This is a genomic window from Kocuria aegyptia (genome assembly GCF_039530085.1).
In the GTDB taxonomy this organism is placed as follows: Bacteria; Actinomycetota; Actinomycetes; order Actinomycetales; family Micrococcaceae; genus Kocuria; species Kocuria aegyptia.
On sequence record NZ_BAAAOA010000035.1, the window covers coordinates 1 to 18818 of the forward strand.

General features: G+C 74.0%; 16 protein-coding genes. 8 read left to right on the forward strand and 8 right to left on the reverse strand.

The genetic code is table 11. The annotated features are described in order from the left end of the window. Window positions 1-64: 64 nt before the first annotated feature. From mobA to ABD220_RS13535, 3 genes are read left to right on the forward strand one after another with little or no spacing between them, the layout of a single operon-like run. Window positions 65-658, forward strand: coding sequence for a molybdenum cofactor guanylyltransferase (gene mobA / locus ABD220_RS13525; RefSeq protein WP_344123388.1), 594 nt, complete (start codon window positions 65-67; stop codon window positions 656-658). A gap of 39 nt (window positions 659-697) precedes the next feature. Next, window positions 698-994: a DUF6457 domain-containing protein gene (locus ABD220_RS13530; protein WP_344123390.1), complete on the forward strand. Its 297-nt coding sequence runs from the start codon at window positions 698-700 to the stop codon at window positions 992-994. Next, window positions 994-2361, forward strand: coding sequence for a molybdopterin molybdotransferase MoeA (locus ABD220_RS13535; RefSeq protein WP_344123392.1), 1368 nt, complete (start codon window positions 994-996; stop codon window positions 2359-2361). The genes ABD220_RS13530 and ABD220_RS13535 overlap by 1 nt, the downstream gene beginning before the upstream one ends. Window positions 2362-2455: 94 nt before the next feature. Here ABD220_RS13535 and ABD220_RS13540 read toward each other — a convergent pair whose 3' ends face one another. Then, window positions 2456-2956, reverse strand: coding sequence for a DUF456 domain-containing protein (locus ABD220_RS13540; protein WP_344123393.1), 501 nt, complete (start codon window positions 2954-2956; stop codon window positions 2456-2458). Between the two features lie 80 nt (window positions 2957-3036). On the opposite strand from ABD220_RS13540, the gene ABD220_RS13545 reads away from it, so the two are divergent. After that, a complete protein-coding gene (locus tag ABD220_RS13545) occupies window positions 3037-3660 on the forward strand; it encodes a lytic transglycosylase domain-containing protein (RefSeq protein ID WP_344123395.1) in 624 nt (207 codons plus the stop codon). A 7-nt stretch (window positions 3661-3667) separates the two neighbouring features. On the opposite strand, the gene ABD220_RS13550 is transcribed toward ABD220_RS13545, so the two are convergent. From ABD220_RS13550 to ABD220_RS13570, 5 genes are all read right to left on the reverse strand, one after another. Beyond that, window positions 3668-5110, reverse strand: a complete 1443-nt coding sequence (locus ABD220_RS13550; RefSeq protein ID WP_344123396.1) for a phytoene desaturase family protein — start codon at window positions 5108-5110, stop codon at window positions 3668-3670. An 8-nt stretch (window positions 5111-5118) separates the two neighbouring features. Further along, window positions 5119-10041 (reverse strand): NAD-glutamate dehydrogenase, encoded by a 4923-nt coding sequence (locus ABD220_RS13555; RefSeq protein WP_344123398.1) that lies wholly within the window; start codon window positions 10039-10041, stop codon window positions 5119-5121. Between the two features lie 134 nt (window positions 10042-10175). After that, complete coding sequence (locus tag ABD220_RS13560) at window positions 10176-10754, reverse strand: histidine phosphatase family protein (protein WP_344123400.1); 579 nt, start codon at window positions 10752-10754, stop codon at window positions 10176-10178. A gap of 106 nt (window positions 10755-10860) precedes the next feature. Then, complete coding sequence (locus ABD220_RS13565) at window positions 10861-11067, reverse strand: hypothetical protein (protein WP_344123401.1); 207 nt, start codon at window positions 11065-11067, stop codon at window positions 10861-10863. Between the two features lie 185 nt (window positions 11068-11252). Further along, the gene (locus ABD220_RS13570; RefSeq protein WP_344123403.1) at window positions 11253-11531 is read right to left on the reverse strand and encodes a hypothetical protein; all 279 of its coding nucleotides are present in this window, start codon (window positions 11529-11531) and stop codon (window positions 11253-11255) included. A 135-nt stretch (window positions 11532-11666) separates the two neighbouring features. Here ABD220_RS13570 and ABD220_RS13575 point away from each other — a divergent pair, with 135 nt between their 5' ends. After that, complete coding sequence (locus tag ABD220_RS13575) at window positions 11667-13049, forward strand: TIGR01777 family oxidoreductase (RefSeq protein WP_344123405.1); 1383 nt, start codon at window positions 11667-11669, stop codon at window positions 13047-13049. A 116-nt stretch (window positions 13050-13165) separates the two neighbouring features. On the opposite strand, the gene ABD220_RS13580 is transcribed toward ABD220_RS13575, so the two are convergent. Both ABD220_RS13580 and ABD220_RS13585 read right to left on the reverse strand, forming a co-directional pair. After that, entirely contained in the window at window positions 13166-15412 is a 2247-nt protein-coding gene (locus tag ABD220_RS13580; protein WP_425552563.1) for a catalase, read from the reverse strand. 261 nt (window positions 15413-15673) lie between these two features. Then, window positions 15674-16609: a YsnF/AvaK domain-containing protein gene (locus tag ABD220_RS13585; protein WP_344123407.1), complete on the reverse strand. Its 936-nt coding sequence runs from the start codon at window positions 16607-16609 to the stop codon at window positions 15674-15676. Between the two features lie 146 nt (window positions 16610-16755). Here ABD220_RS13585 and ABD220_RS13590 point away from each other — a divergent pair, with 146 nt between their 5' ends. Genes ABD220_RS13590 through ABD220_RS13600 form a run of 3 tightly spaced genes read left to right on the forward strand, consistent with a single transcriptional unit; the run spans window position 16756 to window position 18713 of the window. Next, on the forward strand, window positions 16756-17019 hold the full coding sequence (locus tag ABD220_RS13590; protein WP_344123409.1) for a PLDc N-terminal domain-containing protein: 264 nt from the start codon (window positions 16756-16758) through the stop codon (window positions 17017-17019). Window positions 17020-17061: 42 nt separating this feature from the next. Continuing rightward, the gene (locus ABD220_RS13595; RefSeq protein ID WP_344123410.1) at window positions 17062-17760 is read left to right on the forward strand and encodes a tetratricopeptide repeat protein; all 699 of its coding nucleotides are present in this window, start codon (window positions 17062-17064) and stop codon (window positions 17758-17760) included. After that, the gene (locus ABD220_RS13600) at window positions 17757-18713 is read left to right on the forward strand and encodes an aldo/keto reductase (protein WP_344123412.1); all 957 of its coding nucleotides are present in this window, start codon (window positions 17757-17759) and stop codon (window positions 18711-18713) included. Before ABD220_RS13595 ends, ABD220_RS13600 begins: the two co-directional genes overlap by 4 nt. Window positions 18714-18818 lie beyond the last annotated feature (105 nt).

Genomic DNA, 18818 nt, shown 5'->3' on the forward strand with positions numbered 1-18818 from the left:
GACACCCCGGTCCCGGCCGGGGCGGTCCTCGACGTCCTGCCACCCTTCTCCGGCGGATGACCCGGTGAGCGCCCCGGGTCCGGACCCGGCCTTCCACGCCGTGGTCCTGGCGGGCGGCCGCTCCGCCCGCCTGGGCGGCCGGCCCAAGGCCCGGTTGCGGCAGGAGGGACGCACCCTCCTGGAGCTCACCCTGGACGCGGTCCGGGAGGCTGCGGGCGTCGTCGTCGTCGGCCCCCCGGACCCTGCCGTTCCCGAGGGCGTGCTGCGCACCCGCGAGGACCCGCCGTTCTCCGGGCCGGCCGCGGGCATCGCCGCCGGACTGCGCGCCCTCGACGGCGTGCCCGGCGCGGACTGGACCCTGACACTGGCGTGCGACATGCCCGGTGTGGCCGGTGCCGTGCCCCTCCTCCTGGAGGCCGCCCGGACCGGCCCGGACGCCGCCGGCTACATCTCCGTCCCGCCCGGCGGCCGCCGCCAGCCCCTCGCCGCCCTCTACCGCAGCGACGTGCTGCGCCGGGCGTTCGCGGGTCAGGACGCCGCCGACCGCTCCGTGTTCTCCTTCGTGCGCGATCTCCCGCTCCGGGACGTCACCGTGCCCGAGGAGGCCACCGCGGACGTCGATACGTGGGACGATGTGCACAGGCACCACCTGACCTGACCACGAGCGGGCGGCCCCACCGCCCGGGAGGAGCAGCGCATGCCCAAGGACCTGAGCCCGTCCGAGAACGAGATCCTGGAGCGGTGGGTCGAGGCCGTGCGCGGAGCCCTGGACGTGCCCGACGCCGACCTCCCCCTGGACGCCGTGCTGGGCCTCACCGGCAGGATCGCCCACGGCACCGTGCGCCCGGCCGTCCCGCCCACCGCCTACCTGCTCGGCTACCACGTGGGCCGCGCCGTGGCCGCGGGCGAGGACGAGCACAGCGTCCTGGACCGTGCCCTGCAGACCGTCGGCGGCCTCGTCCCCGCCGTCCGCCGAACCCCCGAGGAGAACTGATGTCCGGACTGCCCCTGCCCCACGACACCAACAGCCCCTACACGCACGCGCTGCCCGTCATCGAGGACGACAGCGGCGCGCCCGAGAGCGCTGCCGAAGAGGTCGAGGCCGTCCACGACGCCGAGTGGCACCAGGCCCGGCAGTTCTCCTACGAGATCGCCACCGCGCTGCCCAGCCACTGGCTGCCGCTGCAGGAGGCGCTCGGCGAGGTCCTGGCCGAGGACGTGACCGCCCCGATCCCGGTCCCCCACTACGCCTCCTCCGCCATGGACGGCTACGCCGTGGCCGGCCCCCAGCCGTGGACGGTGGTCGTTCCCGAGCCCGTGGAGACGGACCCCCGCAAGATGCTGACCATCCCGCCGAAGGAGCTCTACCGCCCGGTGCTCAACCTGGAGCCGGGCGAGGCCACCCGCATCGTCACCGGCGGACTCGTCCCGGCCGGGGCCCGGGCCGTGCTGCGCGACGAGTACGCGCAGCTGTCCGCGGAGGGGACCGTGCTCACCATCGCCGCCCACGCCCCCTCGGCCGAGGACATCCCCTACGGGCAGAACATCCGCCGCACCGGCGAGGAGGTCGCGGCCGGGGACGTCATCCTGCACGCCGAGTGCCTGCTCAATCCCGCCCACATCGCCTTCGCCGCCGTCAGCGGCCACGACATGCTCCCGGTCCGCCGCCGGCCGCGGGTGACCATCCTGCTCACGGGCAGCGAGGTGGTGGAGGACGGGATCCCCGAGCCCGGCCAGGTCCGGGACGCCTTCGGCCCGCAGCTGCCCACGTTCGTGGAGATGCTGGGCGGGTCCGTGGACCAGCTCCGGCGCGTCGAGGACACCGCCAAGGCGATGCTCTCGGCCCTGACCGAGGCGCCCTCCGGCATGGGCTCGGTCCTCGACGCCCGCACCGAGGTGGTCATCACCACCGGTGGGACCGGGCACTCCGACGCCGACCACGTCCGCTCGGCGCTCCAGGAGCTCGGGGCGGTCTTCTTGCTCGACGGCCTCGCCCAGCGCCCGGGCCACCCGACGTTCCTGGCACGGCTGCCCGAGGACGGGCCCTTCGTGGTCGGCCTGCCCGGCAACCCGCTGGCCGCGATGACCAGCGTCTTCACGGTGGCCCAGCCCCTGCTCGCCAGGCTGCACGGCGACCGGCCCCCGGCCACGCGCACCCTGCCCGCGGCCGAGGAGCTGCCGGGCCAGAAGGTCACCGCCCTGGTGCCCGGCTACCTCCGGGACGGGACGGTCCACCCCCGGGACCGGGTCGGCGCGAACATGCTGCGCGGGCTCGCCCACGCGGACGTCATCATCGTCGTCCCGCCGGGCGGTGTGGCCGCCGGCCAGGACGTCGAGGTGGTCCCCCTGCCCTGGCGCTGACGCACCGCGGGACCCCGCGGGCCCGGACACCCGAGCTGCGGTGTCCGGGCCCTGACCGTGCGGGGAGCGGTCCCGGCACGGGCAGGACCCAGGCTCAGGCCGTGGTGAAGAGGACCAGCGCGCCCAGCACGAACACCGTGGCGGCGGCGAGCGCGCACGCGAACTCCACGACGATCCCCAGGCCCGCCGCCTTGAGACCTGCCCAGCTGGAGTCCAGCGCCGCCCGCAGGTCGCGCTGGCGTGCGGTCTCGCTCAGGAGCAGACCCACGAAGAACCCCACGAAGATCCCGACCACCGGGATCAGGAACAGCCCCACCACGGCGCCGGCCGCGGCGTAGAGGAGGGACCGGTTGGGGATCTGCCGGCGCTTGAGCCGGGTCCCGGTGAGCACGGCGCTCGCGGCCATCCCGGTGATCGCCAGCGCGGAGCCGACAGCCAGCACGACCCAGCCCTCGACGGCCTGGACCGTGAACGCCCAGACGAGCAGGCCGACCACGACGAGGAACGAGCCCGGCAGCACCGGCACGATGACGCCGAGGCACCCGACGACGAGCAGGACGGCGGCGACGAGGGTCGCGATGATCTCGGCAGTCACGCCCTCATCGTAGGGGCTGGGGCGGCTGTCCCCCCAAGAGGCCGCAGACCGGGCGCGCGGGTCCTCCTAGCCTGGAACAAATGGCCACCACCGTCCTGGACCCCGCGCGTCCCGGCACCGAAGGTGCCGGGACCGGGGAACCTGCCCCGCGCGGTTCCCCGTGGTTCCTGCTGGCCTCGGTGGTGCTGCTCCTGATCGGCACCGGCGGGCTCTTCCACGCCAACACGCACGAGTGCTGCGGGCCGCCCTCCGGCGAGGAGCCGAGCCGCGCCGTCCCCGTCCCGGAGCCGTGGGGCGACGACGTCCTGGCCGCCGCCGAGCTCTCCGGGCTCCCGCCCGAGATCGTGGCCGCCCAGCTGGACGTCGAGAGCCGGTGGGACCCGCGGGCCGTCAGCCCGGCCGGGGCGCAGGGCCTCGCCCAGTTCATGCCCGACACGTGGAAGCGCTACGGCCGGGGCGACCCCTTCGACCCGCGGGCCGCGATCCGCGCCCAGGGCGTCTACCTCAAGGACCTGCGCCGCATGGTGCGGAGGCTGGCGCCCGCCTCGGCCCAGGAGGAGATCGAGCTGGTGCTCGCCGCCTACAACGCCGGGCCCACGGCGGTCCTGCGGCACGGCGGGATCCCCCCGTTCGCGGAGACCCGCGGCTACGTGGCGCAGATCCGCGAGCTCGCGGCCACGAAGTACGCCGGGATCGGCCCCTGAGCCCTCGTCAGCCGGTGCGCCGCCGGCTCCGCGCGAGGCCCCGCAGCGCCCTGCGGGCCGCGTGGTACCCGGACATGCCGTGCACCCCGCCGCCCGGCGGCGTCGACGAGGAGCACAGCCAGACCCCCGGCACGCCGGTCGCGTAGGGATCGGCCTGCACCGCCGGCCGGAACACCTGCTGCAGCCCGTCCAGGGAGCCGCCGCCGATGTCCCCGCCCACGAGGTTCGCGTTCCACGCCTCCAGCCGGGCCGGCGAGGTGTCCACGCGCTCGCGGATCCGGTCCCGGACCCCGGGGGCGAACCGCTCGAGCTGCTGGAGCACGCGCTCCCCCGCCCGCGCGTCGTCGCAGCCGTGCGGGACGTGGGCGTAGCTCCACAGCACCTGCTGCCCGGCGGGCGCCCGGGACGGGTCGGCGGCCCCCTGCTGGGCCACGAGCACGAACGGGCGCTCCGGCAGCCGACCCGCACGGGCCTGGGACTCCGCGGCCCCGATCTCGGCGAGCGTCCCGCCCACGTGCACGGTCCCGGCCTCCGCCACCCGCGGGTCCCGCCACGGCACGGGGCCGTCCAGCAGCAGGTCCACCTTGTAGGAGGCCGTGCCGTAGCGCCACCGGGCGAGCGCCCGCCGGTACCGGTCCGGCAGCTCGAGCCCGCTCAGGCCCAGCACCTGCCGGGGCGTGAGGTCCAGGAGGACGACGTCGGCGGGCCCGACCTGGGCGAGGTCCGTCACCAGGGAGTGGACGAGCACCCGCCCGCCGTGCTCGTGGAGGTCAGCCACCAGGGCGTCGACGACGGCCTGGGACCCGCCGCGCGCGACCGGCCACCCCGTGGCGTGGGCGGCGGCGCCGAACAGCGTGCCGAAGGCGGAGGTCAGCACGTGCCGCGGGGGCAGCACCGCGTGGGCGGCGGACCCGGCGAAGAGCCCCCGGGCCTGCTCGCTGCGGAACAGCGCGCGCGCCGTGGCCGCGGCGGGCCACGGCGCGCGCAGGCCGAAGGAGGCCAGGGCCAGCGGGTGCGCGGGCACGCGCACGAGCGGGGCCAGCACCGACTCGACCGTCTCCTCCCAGCGCTCCACCACGCCGCGGTGCAGCAGGGACCACGCCCGGCCGTCCGCGCCCAGCCCCGCCGCCGTGCGCTCGAGCGAGCGGTGCAGCAGGCCCGGCGGGCCGTCGTCGAGCGGGTGCGCGGCGACGACCGGTGGGTGCAGCCACTCCAGGCCGTGCCGGTGCAGGCCCAGCTGCGTGAACAGCGGGCTGGCCGCGCCGAAGGGGTGGACGGCGGAGCCGAGGTCGACCACCGTGCCGGGGCCGAGCACGGCCGCGGAGCGGGCCGCGCCCCCGGCCTCGCCCGCCGCCTCGTGGACCGTGACGTCGAGCCCCGCGCGGGCCAGCACCACGGCCGCGGCGAGCCCGTTGGGCCCCGCGCCGACGACCGCGGCCGTTCCCTGCACGAGCAGGCCTACTCGAGCAGCGCGCTGCGCATGGTCCGCAGGGCCACGGACAGGGCCGCCAGCTCGGTGGCGGGCTCGTCCGTGTCCTCGGCCTCGATCTTCTCCAGCACCTCCCGCAGCCGGCTCAGCCGGGTCTCGTTGCAGGACTCCCAGGCCTCCACCTTCTCCCGCGCGTCCTGCCCGGGCGCATCGAGCGCCTGATCGGCGAGCGCCACGAGGGTCGCGTACACGTCCTCCCGCATGGACATCCGCGCCAGGTTCTCCCAGCGCGTGGTCTGCGGCAGGCCCGTGATGCGCGTGAGCAGGCTGTCGATCCGGTAGCGGTCGTAGAGCCGGAAGTAGACCTTGGCGATGGTCTTGATCTGCTCCTCGTCGAGGCTGCCGTCCGCGGCGACCGCCTCCCCGGAGGCGTGGGCGAGGCGGGCGACGTCGAGCAGCGCGAACGCGTCCAGCAACTGCGACCACTCCGTGGCCAGCGGCCCCGGCACGCCCTGCCGCCCGGCCGCCGCCGCGTCCGAGTCGACCCGTTGCCGGGACTTCTCCCCCAGCAGCCGGTCCTCGAGGAACCGGATGTCCACCGTGGGCTTGTAGCGGTCGATGACCTCGGCGACCGGGTTGGCGGTCTCCTGCCGGTGGATGAGCCAGCGCACCACGCGGTCCAGCAGGCGGCGCATGTCCAGGAACATCCGGTCCCACATCTCGGTGGGCACGTCCGCGGGCAGCTCCCGGTGCTGGTGGGCGTAGCGGTCGATCTCGTAGATCTGCACGGCGGCCACGAAGGCCCGGGCCACCTCCACGGGCCCGCACCCGGTCTCCTCCATCACGCGGTAGACGAAGGGGATCCCGCCGTAGTTGACCATCTGGTTGGCCACCACCGTGCCGATGATCTCGGCGCGCAGCGGGTGGGTGCCGACGAGCTCGCCGAAGCGCCGGGTGATCTGCTCCGGGAAGTAGGCCTCCAGCACCTCGTCGAACCACGGGTCCTCGGCGAGGCCGCCCTCGATCAGGGCCGCCGAGAGCTGGATCTTGGCGTAGGCCGCCAGCACGGACAGCTCCGGGGACGTGAGCCCGTGACCTGTGCGGACCCGCTCGCGCAGCTGCTCGTCGGAGGGCAGGAACTCGATCTCCCGGTCGAGGTCGGCCTCCTCCTCGAGCCAGTGCATGAACCGGAGGTAGGCCTCGTTGAGGTCCCGCACCCGGGCCCGCTCCGTGGTCAGCAGCACGTTCTGCGCCACGTTCGTCTCCAGCACGAGCCCGGCGACCTCGTCGGTCATGGCCTCGATGAAGCCGGCGCGCTCCTGCGCGGAGAGCTCCCCCGCCACGACCATGCGGTCCACGAGGATCTTGATGTTCACCTCCCGGTCGGAGGACTCCACACCGCCGGAGTTGTCGATCGCGTCGGTGTTGATCAGCACCCCGTTCAGGGCGGCCTCCACGCGGCCGAGCTGGGTGCAGCCCAGGTTGCCGCCCTCGCCGACGACCTTGGCCCGCAGGTCCTGGCCGTCGACGCGGATCGCGTCGTTGGCCTTGTCCCCCACGTCCGTGGAGGACTCCTGCGCCGACTTCACGTACGTGCCGATGCCGCCGTTGTACAGCAGGTCGGCGGGCGCGGCCAGGATCGCCCGCATCAGCTCGATCGGGGAGAGCTCCTCGACGCCGTCGTCGAGGTCGAGGGCCTCGCGGACCTGCGGGGAGATCGGCACGGACTTCGCGGTGCGCGAGTACACCCCGCCGCCCGCGGAGAGCTTCTCCGGGTCGTAGTCCTGCCAGGAGGAGCGGGGGAGGCCGAACAGCCGCTCGCGCTCGGCGTAGGAGACGGCCGGGTCCGGGTCCGGGTCGAGGAAGATGTCGCGGTGGTCGAACGCGGCCAGCAGCCGGATGTGCTCGGACAGCAGCATGCCGTTGCCGAACACGTCGCCGGACATGTCCCCCACGCCCACCACGGTGAAGTCCTCCGTCTGGGTGTCGACACCCAGCTCGAAGAAGTGCCGCTTCACGGACTCCCACGCCCCGCGGGCGGTGATGCCCATGGCCTTGTGGTCGTAGCCCACCGAGCCGCCCGAGGCGAACGCGTCCCCGAGCCAGAACCCGTACTCCGCGGAGATCGCGTTGGCGGTGTCCGAGAAGGACGCCGTCCCCTTGTCCGCGGCCACCACCAGGTAGGAGTCCTGGCCGTCCCGGCGCACCACGTTCTCGGGGTGCACGACGACGTCCTGGCCGGATTCGTCCCGGACGAGGTTGTCGGTGATGTCCAGCAGCGAGGCGATGAACAGCTTGTACGCCTCCCGGCCCTCCGCCACCCAGGCGTCGCGGTCCACGGCCGGCTCGGGCAGCTGCTTCGGGTAGAACCCGCCCTTCGCCCCGTTGGGCACGATCACCGAGTTCTTCACCATCTGCGCCTTCACCAGGCCCAGGACCTCGGTGCGGAAGTCCTCGCGGCGGTCCGACCAGCGCAGTCCGCCGCGGGCCACGGGACCGAAGCGCAGGTGCGTGCCCTCGACCCGGGGGGACCACACCCAGATCTCGAACATGGGGTGCGGCAGCGGGGCCGAGCTGATCCGCCGGGGGTCCAGCTTGAACGCCATGGTGGGGCGGTGCCGGTACACGTTGGTGCGCAGGGTCGCGGCCATGATCTCGGCCAGCGCGCGCAGCAGCTTGTCGGCGTCCAGGGTGGGCACCTCGTCCAGGGCCTCGGTGAGCCGGCCCTGGGCGGCGTCGCGCTGGGAGCCGCGCACGGCGTCGTCGAGGGCCGGGTTGAAGCTCGCGTCGAAGAACTCGACCAGCGCCCGCGTGACCCGCGGGAACCCCAGGAGCGTGTCCGCGATGTAGTCGAACGAGTTGGGGTGGCCCAGCTGCAGGAGGTACCGGACGTAGGAGCGCAGCACGGCCACGGTCCGCCACGTCAGGCGCTCGGTCAGCACCAGCCGGTTCAGGGAGTCCGACTCGGAGCGGTGGGACAGCACCGCGCACAGGGTGTCCTCGATGAGGTCCTCGGTCTTGGCGTCCTCCGGGCCCGTCGCGTCCACGCCCTCCGGCAGCCGCACCCCGAAGTCGTAGAGCTGGAAGTGGCGGCCGTCGGCGGGGGTGACCTCGTACGGCTTCTGGTCCAGGACCGTCAGGCCGAGATTCTGCAGGATCGGCAGCAGCTCGGTCAGGGACATGGACCGGGTGAGGTAGATGTTCAGCCGCACGCCCCCGGGGTCGGCGACCACGCGCACCTCCGCGGGCAGGTCCGGGTCCCGCCCCCACAGCTCCTCGCAGCGCTGGAGGTCCTCGACCGCCTCCTCGATCTCGTAGTCGGCCCGGTAGGCGTCCGGGAACGCCTCCGCCCAGTTCTCGGCGTGGACCCGTGCCAGCTCCTCCGGGAACTCCCGGTGGATCGCGCGCGCCAGTGCCTCGCCCCAGGACCGCACCGCGGCCCGCAGCCGCGACTCGAGGCCCGCGCGGTCGAAGGACTGCACCTGGCCCGTGTACGGCAGCCGGATGCGGAAGAACAGGCGGGCGAGGGTCGAGGACGAGAGCCGGGCGTCGAAGTCGATGGACTCGGCGTCGAAGCTGCGCTTCAGCTCCGCCTCGATCCGCCCGCGCACCGAGGTGTTGTACCGGTCGCGGGGGAGGTAGACGACGGCGGACATGAACCGCCCGAAGTGGTCCTGGCGCAGGAACAGCCGGGTCTGCCGCCGCTCGTCCAAACCCATGACGCCGCGCATGATGTCGTAGAGCTCGTCGGCGGTCATGTGGAACAGCTCGTCGCGCGGGTAGTCCTCGATGTTGCCCATGAGGTCCCGGGCCGAGTGCGAGTCCTCGAGGAAGCCGAAGCGCTGGGCGACCTCGGCCAGCTTGTCCTTGATCAGCGGCGTCTCGCGGGCGGGCGTGTTGTAGGCGCGGCGGGTGAAGAGCCCCAGCACGAGGTACTCGCCCACGATCCGGCCCGCGTCGTCGTACTTCGCGACGCCGATGTAGTCGAGGTACTCGCGGCGGTGGATCGACGAGCGGCGGTTGGCCTTCGTGATGAACAGCGTGCCGGCCTCGCGCGCGTGCTCCCGGCCCAGCCCGGTCAGGAGCTGCCGGTGCGGCTTGCGGTCGTGCTCCACGAGCAGGCCCAGGCCGGTCCCGGGGCGGCTGACCAGGGAGAGCCCCTCGCCGGAGTCCTCGAGGTCGTACTCCTTGAAGCCCATGAGGATGAAGTTGCCCCGGACCAGCCAGCGCAGGAACTCCTGGGACGGTCCGACCATCGGCGGGTGCCCGCCCTGGGGCAGGTCCAGCTGTCGCAGCCGGTCGAGCTCGTCCGCGAGCCGTCCGACGCGCTCCTTGAGCTCCACCTGGTCGTCGTCGACCCGCTGGACGTCCTGCAGCAGGCTCGAGAGCCGGTCCACGAGCTCCTGGGCGGTCTCGTCCGAGATCTGCCGGGCGAGCTCCACGGAGATCCAGGACTCCACGACGTGCGTGGTGCTGCCGTCCGAGCGGAAGCCGGCCAGGCTGGGCAGCGCGGTGGTGTCGCCGCTGGAGGTGGCCGAGAAGTCCGGCACCTGCTGGAGCTCGCGCAGCTCGTGGGTCTCCGCGTCCCGGGCGGCGACGAGCACGGGGTGAATGAGCAGGCGGGCACCGCCCCACTTGGCGGCGATCTCCGCGGACACGGTGCTCACGAGGTAGGGGACGTCCTCGGTGACCACGAAGACCACGGAGGTCGAGTCCTCCTGGCGCACGCCCACGGCGATCTCCCGCGGCGCGCGGACCCGGCCCACCTCGTGGTGGTGGTCGGCCCGCTCCCGCAGCTGGTCCTCGGTGCGCGCGAGCAGGTCCTCCTGCGGGACGTGGCGGTAGTACTCGTTGACCCACGCCCGGTCCCCGGACCACTCGGGGGCCCGGGGGATCACCCGGAGCGCCTGGGTCCGGTCCTCGTCGGGGATCGTGTACTGGTCAGAGGCCACAGCCGCATCACGCCTTCGTCGCCGTGGGCGGCCGGGAGCGCGTGCTGTGCGCCACCGTCGCCGCCGCAGGGGGTGGACGGCACCTCGTGGGACCGTCCCTGATGACCTCAGCTTATTGAACGAAGCGGGGGCTGTCAGGGTGCGGTGGACTCCGACACGTCATCTCGCAGACACGCGGCGTCGAGGGCATCCGTGCGCACGGGGACCACCTCGCAGTTGCGGATCCTGGGATGGGCCTCCCCGTTGAGCTCGGAGACCGTCAGGCGGATGAGCGAGCCGTGCGCCACGACCAGCACGCTGCGCCCGGGGTGGGCGTCGCGGATCCGGCGCAGGGCCGTCAGGCCGCGGCGGGCGACCGCCTCCGCCGGCTCTCCGGCGGAGAGGATCCGTTCCCGCGCGGGCCCCTCCAGCCCGCCCAGGCGAGAGCCCTCGTGCGGGCCGAAGCTGCGCTCCACGAGCTCGTCGTAGGTCGCCGCGAGCTCGAGGCCCAGGGTCTCGCCGATGATCCGGGCGGTCTCCACCGCCCGGTCCAGCGGCGAGGAGACCAGCACGTCCCAGGAACGGGCCTCGGCGTGCAGGTGCCGGGCGACCGCCCGGGCCTGCTCCCGCCCGGCGTCGTTGAGGGGGACGTCCGTGGCGCCCTGGAGCCTCTCCTCGAGGTTCCAGTCGGTCTGGCCGTGGCGGATGAGCACGATGCGTCCGGGGGTGTTCACGTCCTCCACTCTGGGCGACGGCCCGCCCGGGGGCAAGCGGAGCGGAGCCCCGGCCCCCGCGGGGCCCGGGCTCCGCTGCGTCGCACGAGCCGCTGCTGCCGGTCGTCTACTGCTGGTCGTCCGGCCGCGGCGCGCGCTCGCGCTCCTCGACGGCGGAGCGGACCTCCGGGCTGTCGGTGTCGTCGACCCACGGGTCGGTCTGCCGGTGCTCCTCCACGTGGTCGGGCTGGATGCCGGCCACCTCGCCGGCGACCTCGTGCTTCATCTGGTCGTCCAGCTCCGCGCTGTGCTTGGTGTTGCCTCGCTCGGCCATGTCGATCTCCTTGCTGCGTCGGGATCCTGCTGGTGTTCGGCACTGCTGGTGTTCGGCACTGCTGGTGTTCGGCACTGCTGGTGTTCGGCACTGCTGGTGTTCGGCACTGCTGGTGTTCGGCACTGCTGGTGTTCGGCACTGCTGGAACGGGTCCTGCCGGCCGCGGGGCGGCCGGCAGGACCCGTTCAGTCCGGCTCTCCCTCGACCAGACCCCGCTGGGCCCGGTCGGCGGCCTCGGACGCCCCCTCGGGCAGCGGGTCGGTGGCCGGGGGTACCTGCCCCGGCGCCCAGTCCTGGAGACCGGCGGACACCCGTTCCTGCTCGGCGGCCGCGGCGAGGGCGTCGTCGTCGATCCGTTCCGGCACTCCCGCGTGCCCCTGGTAGATGCGAGCGGGCAGGGCGTCCCCCTCTGGCTCGATGACGTCGTCGAGGCCCGGTGCCTCGTCGTTGTCCGGGGTGGTCATGGCAGCCTCCTTCGCGAAAACGTGCGTCCACCGTAGCGAACCGGGCGGGCTCGCGGAAGAGCGCGGGCGGGGACACGGACGGCCCGCGGCCCGGGGTCCTGGACGAACCGGGGCATTGCGGGTTGAGTGGCACGCATGACCACCTTCACGTTCAGCTCCCGCGTGCCCCACTCCGTCCAGGACGTCTTCGCCTGGCACACCCGCCCGGGGGCGCTCACCCGGCTGACGCCCGCGTGGACGGGCTCCGTCGTGGAGGAGTCCTCGCCCCCGCTGCGGGACGGGACGCGCTCCCGGCTCCGGGTCGCCGTGCCGGGCTCCTACGGGCTGGCCTCGGTGCCCTGGACCGCCGAGCACCACGGCTTCGTCCCGCGCCGGGAGTTCCGGGACCGGATGGTGAAAGGGCCGCTCGCCTTGTGGGAGCACCAGCACCGGTTCGACGACGACGGCAACGGCGGCACCGTGGTCACCGACACGGTGGAGTACGCGGCGCTGCCGGGCAGCAGGGCGTTCGGGGACCGGCTGATGAGCCCGGCGCTGGGACGCCAGTTCGAGGCCCGCTCGCGGCGGCTGGCCGCCGACCTCGACCTCCACAGCCGCTACCCCGGCCGGCCCCTGACCGTCGCCGTCACGGGGGCCTCGGGCACCATCGGCGCCCAGCTGACCGCGCTGCTGAGCACCGGCGGCCACACGGTCCGGCGCCTCGTGCGCCGCGAGGCGCGCACCCCCCTCGAGATCTCATGGGACCCGGCTGCCGGGGAGCTCGACCCCGCCGCGCTGCGAGGCGTGGACGTGGTCGTGAACCTGGCCGGGCGCAGCATCGGCGGGCGGCTCACGGACTCGGCGAAGCAGCAGATCCACGACTCGCGGGTGCTCGGCACCCGGCTGCTCGTCCGGGCCCTGACCGCGCTCGGCGACGAGGCCCCCTCCGCGCTGGTCAACGGTTCCGCGATCGGGTACTACGGGGCGGACACGCACGGGGAGACCGTCACGGAGAAGTCCCCGCCCGGCGACGACTTCCTCGCCGGGGTCTGCACGGCGTGGGAGCGGGCAGCCCAGGAGGCCGAGGCCATCGGCACCCGCGTGGTCACGGTGCGCACCGGGGTGGTGCAGAGCCCGGCCGGCGGTGCCCTCAAGGCCCAGCTGCCCCTGTTCCTCGCGGGGCTGGGCGGGCGGCTCGGCTCCGGGGACCAGTGGCTGAGCTGGATCTCGCTGGACGACGCGGTGGGCCTGTTCGCCCACGCGGTGCTCTCCCCCGGCCTGCACGGGCCCGTCAACGCCGTGGCCCCGATGCCCGTGACGGGCCGCGACTACGCCCGCACCCTCGGCAAGGTCCTCGGGCGGCCGGCCCTGCTGCCCACCCCGGGGTTCGGCCCGAAGCTCGTGCTCGGCTCCGAGGGCGCCGAGCTGATGGCGCTCGCGGACCAGCGGGTCTCCGCGGACCGGGCCATCGACCGCGGCTACCGGTTCCGCCATCCCGACCTCGGCTCGGCGCTGCGGGAGGAGCTCGGGCGCTTCTGACCCGCCCCGGCCGCCCGCCACTCCCCACCACCACCGAGGTCACCGCGTCCGCCCGAGACCGCCGCAGATCTGCGCTGGGCTCGGGCGGACGCGGTGACTTCGCGGGAGGGGCCGGGTCAGAGCCGGCCGGAGACCGGGAACCGCTCCCAGGCGCGGTGGCTCTTCATGAGCGTGACCACCTGCTCGACCACGGCGGCGGCCTCCTTGCCGGAGACCACCCCGGGCGCGCCCTCGGGCAGGCCCGCCGCGGCGAGCACCCGGCCCTTGGCACCCCACGCGCCGATGGCCTTGGCCTGGCGGAACACCTCACCGAGCAGCAGGTGCACGCGTGGGTCCACGTCGCCGGCGGTGACGGCTCCGGCCTTCGCGTCGAGGCCCTGCCGGGCGTCCGGGGCCGGCGGCACGGCACCGGCCACGAGCACCGAGTCGAACTCGACCGAGCGTGCCGTCAGGTAGGTCCGGTGGGCCACGACCTTCCCACCGCGCCCGACCGGCCCGCCGTGCGGGGCGATGACCAGCGGGACCATCCCGGCGCCGTCGATCGCGGCGAGCACGGCCACGAGGTCCTTCTCGTCGGGGTCCGGGCCCACCACGATGCCCACCTGGCGGCCGTCGAGGGGCCACTGCCCGCCGACCTGGGACAGGGCCGGGCTCGGTTTGATCCTCCCGTGCTTGACGGTCGGCTTCGGCGCCGGCAGGCCCAGTCCCTGGGCGACGACGGCGCACAGCTTCTCGTCGATGTTGGCGAGGGCCTGCAGCTGGCGCTCCTTGACCGACTGCTCCCAGCACTTGCCGAGCTCGAAGGTGTAGGCCTGCGCGATGTGCTCCTTCTCGACGTCGCTCATCGACAGCCAGAACAGGCGGGGCTGGCTGTAGTGGTCCTCGAAGGTCACGGGGTTCCCGCGCTCCTTGACCGACTCGGCCACCGGGGCCGGGTGGTCGATGAAGGGCCGGGCCGGCTCGTCGGCGGGGAAGGGGTTGTTCCCGTCCAGCGTGTTCGGGTGGTAGGGGGCCACCCCGGTGTGCACGGCGGTCTGGTGCATCCCGTCCCGGAGCATGTCGTTGACCGGGGCGTGGGGACGGTTGATCGGCAGCTGGGTCCAGTTGGGCCCGCCCAGCCGGCTGAGCTGGGTGTCGAGGTAGGAGAAGAGCCGGCCCTGCAGCAGCGGGTCGTTGGTGACGTCGATGCCCCGGACCAGGTTGTTGGGGTTGAAGGCGACCTGTTCGGTCTCGGCGAAGTAGTTCGACGGATTGCGGTCGAGCGTCATCAGCCCGACCGGCTCGACGGGCGCGAGCTCCTCCGGGACGATCTTCGTGGGGTCGAGCAGGTCGATGCCCTCGAACATCTGCTCCTCGTTGTCCTCGAAGACCTGCACCCCGAGCTCCCACTGGGGGTGGGCGCCGGCCTCGATGGCGTCCGCGAGGTCCCGGCGGTGCACGTCGGGGTCCATGCCCATCGCGATCTGCGCCTCCTCCCACAGCACCGAGTGCACGCCGAGCTTCGGCTTCCAGTGGAACTTCACGAGCACGCTGCGCCCGGCGTCGTCGACGAGCCGGAACGTGTGGACGCCGAAGCCCTCCATGGTGCGGTAGGACCGGGGGATGCCGCGGTCCGACATGTTCCAGATCGTGTGGTGCTGCGCCTCGGTGTGCAGGGAGACGAAGTCCCAGAAGGTGTCGTGGGCGGACTGCGCCTGCGGGATCTCCCGGTCCGGGTGCGGCTTGGCCGCGTGGACGACGTCCGGGAACTTGATGGCGTCCTGGACGAAGAACACGGGGATGTTGTTGCCCACCAGGTCCCAGGTGCCCTCGGAGGTGTAGAACTTCGTGGCGAAGCCGCGGGTGTCCCGGGCCAGGTCGGCGGAGCCGCGCGAGCCGAGCACGGTGGAGAAGCGCACGAAGACCGGGGTCTCGACGTCTTTCTGGAACACCGCGGCGGAAGAGATCCTGCTCGCGGTGCCGTAGGAGCGGAACACGCCGTGGGCGCCGGCGCCGCGGGCGTGCACCACGCGCTCCGGGATGCGCTCGTGGTCGAAGTGGCTGATCTTCTCCCGGAAGTGGTGATCCTGCAGGAGCACGGGCCCGCGCCGGCCCGCCTTCAGGGAGTGGTCGGTGTCGCCGCGCCGGGAGCCGTGGGCGGTGGTCAGGTGCTCCCCGCCCTGGGCGTCGAGGGGCGGGTCGATCCCGGTGTGCCGGCCCGTGGGGCTCACGGGCTCGGGGGCGCCCTGGTCCGGCTTGGGCGGCAGCGGCGGGCGGGGGTCGGTGGGCTCCGCGAGCGGGGCCGTCTCGCTGCCGGGGACACCGGGAGCCATGGAGGCCTGCCCCTCGGCCTTCTGCCTCATCCTGTTCAGCCTCTTGCGCATGGTGGACCTCCCGGTCGTCGAAATGTGGTCGGCACCGGCCGCCCCCGGCCCGCACGGACCGGAACGACCAGCTCACTGACCATTGATCCACTCCCGCGAGGCGGGGCACAAGTCCCGGGCCGCGCCTCCGCGCTCGGTGAACAGGAGGGAGCGGACCGGGGCCCTCCCGACAGCGCGGCGGACCCCCTCGTCCGTGGGGTCGAGGGGGTCCGCGAGGATCGGGCGGTCAGGGACGGTCGACGGGGCCCACCGGGGACGGCCTCAGTCCTCCTCGACGTCGATCCGCTCCTGGCGCACGGTCTCCTCGACCACCTCGGTGCGCTCCGTGCGGCGCACGACCAGGCGCACCCGCTCGTAGGGCACGCGCACCGTCTGCACCACGGGCACCTCCCGGTAGAGGATCACCTCGTCCTCCCCCACCGGCAGTTCCCGGCCGGCGAGGAACGCCTCCCGCTCCTCCTCGGAGACGGGAGTGCGGACCTCCTCGACGTCCTCGGACGCCAGGGTCTGCTCCGCGCGCACCGGCTCCTCCACCACGTACTTGCGCAGCCGGGTCCGTCCGGACTCGACCCGCTCCGTCCCGACCTGCAACCGCTCCTCGTGCCGGACCACGGAGGGGCTCTCCCCCGGGTGCCCACCGGGCACGGGCCCGGCGCCCCCGAGGTCGCCGGCCTCGTCCCCCGCGACGTGGCGCCCGGCGCCGCCCTCCGCCGTGTTCCTGCCGGTGGCACCCGGACCGTTGCTGTCCCGGCCGGTCGCCTCCTGGTCGAAGGCCTGCCCGCCGGTGCCGGACGGCTCGTCACGCCGGTCGGCACGCCGGTCGTCACCGAGGCTCTCGCGGCCGTGGCCGGCCGTGGCGTCCGCCCCGGTCAGCGACTCGCCGGTCCTGCGCACGTCCGAGCCGTCGTCGCGCCCGGAGTCGTCGCCGTGACGCACGGCGTCGTCGTCCCCGGCGTCGATGTTGTAGGCGGGGGCCCCGCCGCGCGGATCGCGCGTGTCCGTGACGCCCGAGGTCGCGGAGCCGCCGATGTCGCCGTCCTCCCGCCCGTAGGCGTTGTGGTCCCAGAGCTCGGTCGCCGAGCTGGGCGGGTGGCGCTCCACCCCGGTGTCGTCCGCGTCCCGCCCGCCGGCGCGCCCGGCGGCGGACTGCTCGGGTGCGGATTCCTGGTCGTACGGACGGTCGTCGGAGGTGGACATCGTGGGCTCTCCTCGGGGTTGCAGTCGACATGCACATTTTATCAGCGTGCTGAGCGGTGGCGCAGCCCACACTACGGGGGACCGGGCGCCGGCGCGCCGCGGCCCCCGCCCTTGTCCGCCTGCCGCCGCGGTGCAAGGATCGATGCATGAGCACCTGGACCGTCCTCGCGGCCGGCGGCGCCGAGTCCGTGCGGACGGGCGCGTGGGAGAGCGGTGCGACGGTGGCCGGAGCGGTCGTCGTCGTGCTGATGGCCACCGCCTCGCTCTCCCTGCTGCGCAGCCCGGCCCTGGATCCCGTGCTGCGCCTGCTTTGGCTGCTCGTGATCCTCGCGTTCCCCGTCGCCGGCGCGGGACTGTGGTTCGCGCTGGGCCGCCGGGCCCCGCGCCCGCAGGACCCGCATCCCGCCTAGCTGCCTGTTCTCCAGCAGGACCCGGCCGAGAAAGGAATCCGCATGAGCTACACACAGGACGGGCACGGGTTCTTCACCCGGGCCCTCGACGCCGAGGACCGCGGACGGCTCGACGAGGCCGAGACCGCCTACCAGCAGGCCATCGTCCTCTTCGAGGAGGAGGGCGACTCCCTCCAGGAGCAGGCCGCCTGCCACTACAACCTGGGCCACCTCTACCTCGGGATGAACCGCCCCGGCCGGGCCGTCACCGCCTACGAGAACGCCCTCGGGCTCTTCTGCCGCATCCCCGGCAGCGGGAAGCACAGGGCCCGCACCCACCTGATCCTGGGCAGCCTGCTGCTCGAGCTGGATCGCGCCCACGACGCCGAGGAGCACCTCCTCGACGCCCTGGGGCAGTACCTCGACGCCCCGCACGAGGCGCAGGACCAGGCGCAGTGCCACGTCAACCTGGGACGGGTGTACGAACGGGGCGAACGCCACACCCAGGCGATCACCGCCTACAACCGGGCGCTGGACTTCTACCAGGAGACCGAGGCCACGACCACGGACCAGGCGGAGTGCTTCACGGCCCTGGGCCGGCTCTACGAGCACGCGGGGCGGATGAAGGAGTCCGGCGCCGCCTACGCGGCGGCCGCCCGCCTGCGCTGGGCCGCCGAGCAGCAGCGCGTGGAGCAGCAGAGCACGGAGCAGCAGAGCCCCGCCCGGGACGCGGGCGTGCCCGATGGAGAGGACCGACCTTGAGCTCGCGCCTGATCTACGGCTGCATGACCATCGGCGGGTCCTGGGACGACGCCCCGCCGAGCACCGCGACCGTGGACCGCGCCCGGGCAGCGGTGCACGCCGCGCTGGACGCGGGCATCACCGACTTCGACCACGCGGACATCTACGCCCACGGGAAGTCCGAGGCGGTCTTCGGCGAGCTCCTCGCGGAGGACCCGGTCCTGGGGCGGAGGGTGACCCTGCAGACCAAGTGCGGGGTGCGCCTGCCGGGCAACACCGCCGCGCCCGGCGTGCCCACCCACTACCGGCTGGACCGGGACACGATCCGGAGCAGTCTCGAGGGATCCCTGCGCCGGCTCCGCGTGGACTCGGTGGAGCGGTTCGTGCTGCACCGGCCGGACCCGCTGGCCGACCCCCGGGAGGTCGCGGAGACCCTGGACGAGCTGCGCAAGGAGGGGCTGATCCGTTCCGTGGGCCTGTCCAACATGTCGACCCGCCAGGTGTCCCGCTACCAGCAGGTGCTCACCGCTCCCGTCACCGCGGTGCAGCTCGAGCTGAGCCTGCGGCACCGGAGCTTCGTGGAGCAGCAGATCCTGGCCAACCACCCGGAGGGCGCGGAGCACTCGTTCCCCGAGGGGCTCCTGGAGTACTGCGCGGCCGACGGCATCGAGGTGCAGGCGTGGGGCGCCCTGGCCCGCGGCCTGTACACCGGGGCGCCGATCCCGCCGGAGGACCAGCACGCCGCGGCCACCGCCGGGACGGTCCACCGGATCGCGGCGGCGCACGGCGTCGCCGGCGAGGCGGTGGTCCTCGCGTGGCTCATGAGGCACCCCGGCGGCATCCGCCCGGTGCTGGGGACCACCGACCCGGAGCGGATCGCCGCGTGCGCGGGGGCGGAGGAGCTCGCGTCCCGGCTGGGCCACGAGGACTGGTACGCCCTGCTCACCGCGGCCCGCGGCCAGGCCGTCCCCTGAGCCGGCGACGGCCGCTCCGCCGGTGAGCCGCGCGCCCGGCCCCCCGGCCGCCCCCTGGAGGGCGGGCACCACCGGGCCGAGGAGAACGTGCAGGTGTGGGTACGG

Bases quoted from the DNA above. Each gene is read 5' to 3' on its own strand.
- ABD220_RS13535 (WP_344123392.1), top strand. From the start codon at position 994: ATGTCCGGACTGCCCCTGCCCCACGACACCAACAGCCCCTACACGCAC.
- ABD220_RS13585 (WP_344123407.1), bottom strand. From the start codon at position 16,609: ATGTCCACCTCCGACGACCGTCCGTACGACCAGGAATCCGCACCCGAG.
- ABD220_RS13590 (WP_344123409.1), top strand. From the start codon at position 16,756: ATGAGCACCTGGACCGTCCTCGCGGCCGGCGGCGCCGAGTCCGTGCGG.
- ABD220_RS13570 (WP_344123403.1), bottom strand. From the start codon at position 11,531: ATGACCACCCCGGACAACGACGAGGCACCGGGCCTCGACGACGTCATC.
- ABD220_RS13565 (WP_344123401.1), bottom strand. From the start codon at position 11,067: ATGGCCGAGCGAGGCAACACCAAGCACAGCGCGGAGCTGGACGACCAG.
- ABD220_RS13595 (WP_344123410.1), top strand. From the start codon at position 17,062: ATGAGCTACACACAGGACGGGCACGGGTTCTTCACCCGGGCCCTCGAC.
- ABD220_RS13545 (WP_344123395.1), top strand. From the start codon at position 3,037: ATGGCCACCACCGTCCTGGACCCCGCGCGTCCCGGCACCGAAGGTGCC.
- ABD220_RS13580 (WP_425552563.1), bottom strand. From the start codon at position 15,412: ATGCGCAAGAGGCTGAACAGGATGAGGCAGAAGGCCGAGGGGCAGGCC.
- ABD220_RS13575 (WP_344123405.1), top strand. From the start codon at position 11,667: ATGACCACCTTCACGTTCAGCTCCCGCGTGCCCCACTCCGTCCAGGAC.
- ABD220_RS13530 (WP_344123390.1), top strand. From the start codon at position 698: ATGCCCAAGGACCTGAGCCCGTCCGAGAACGAGATCCTGGAGCGGTGG.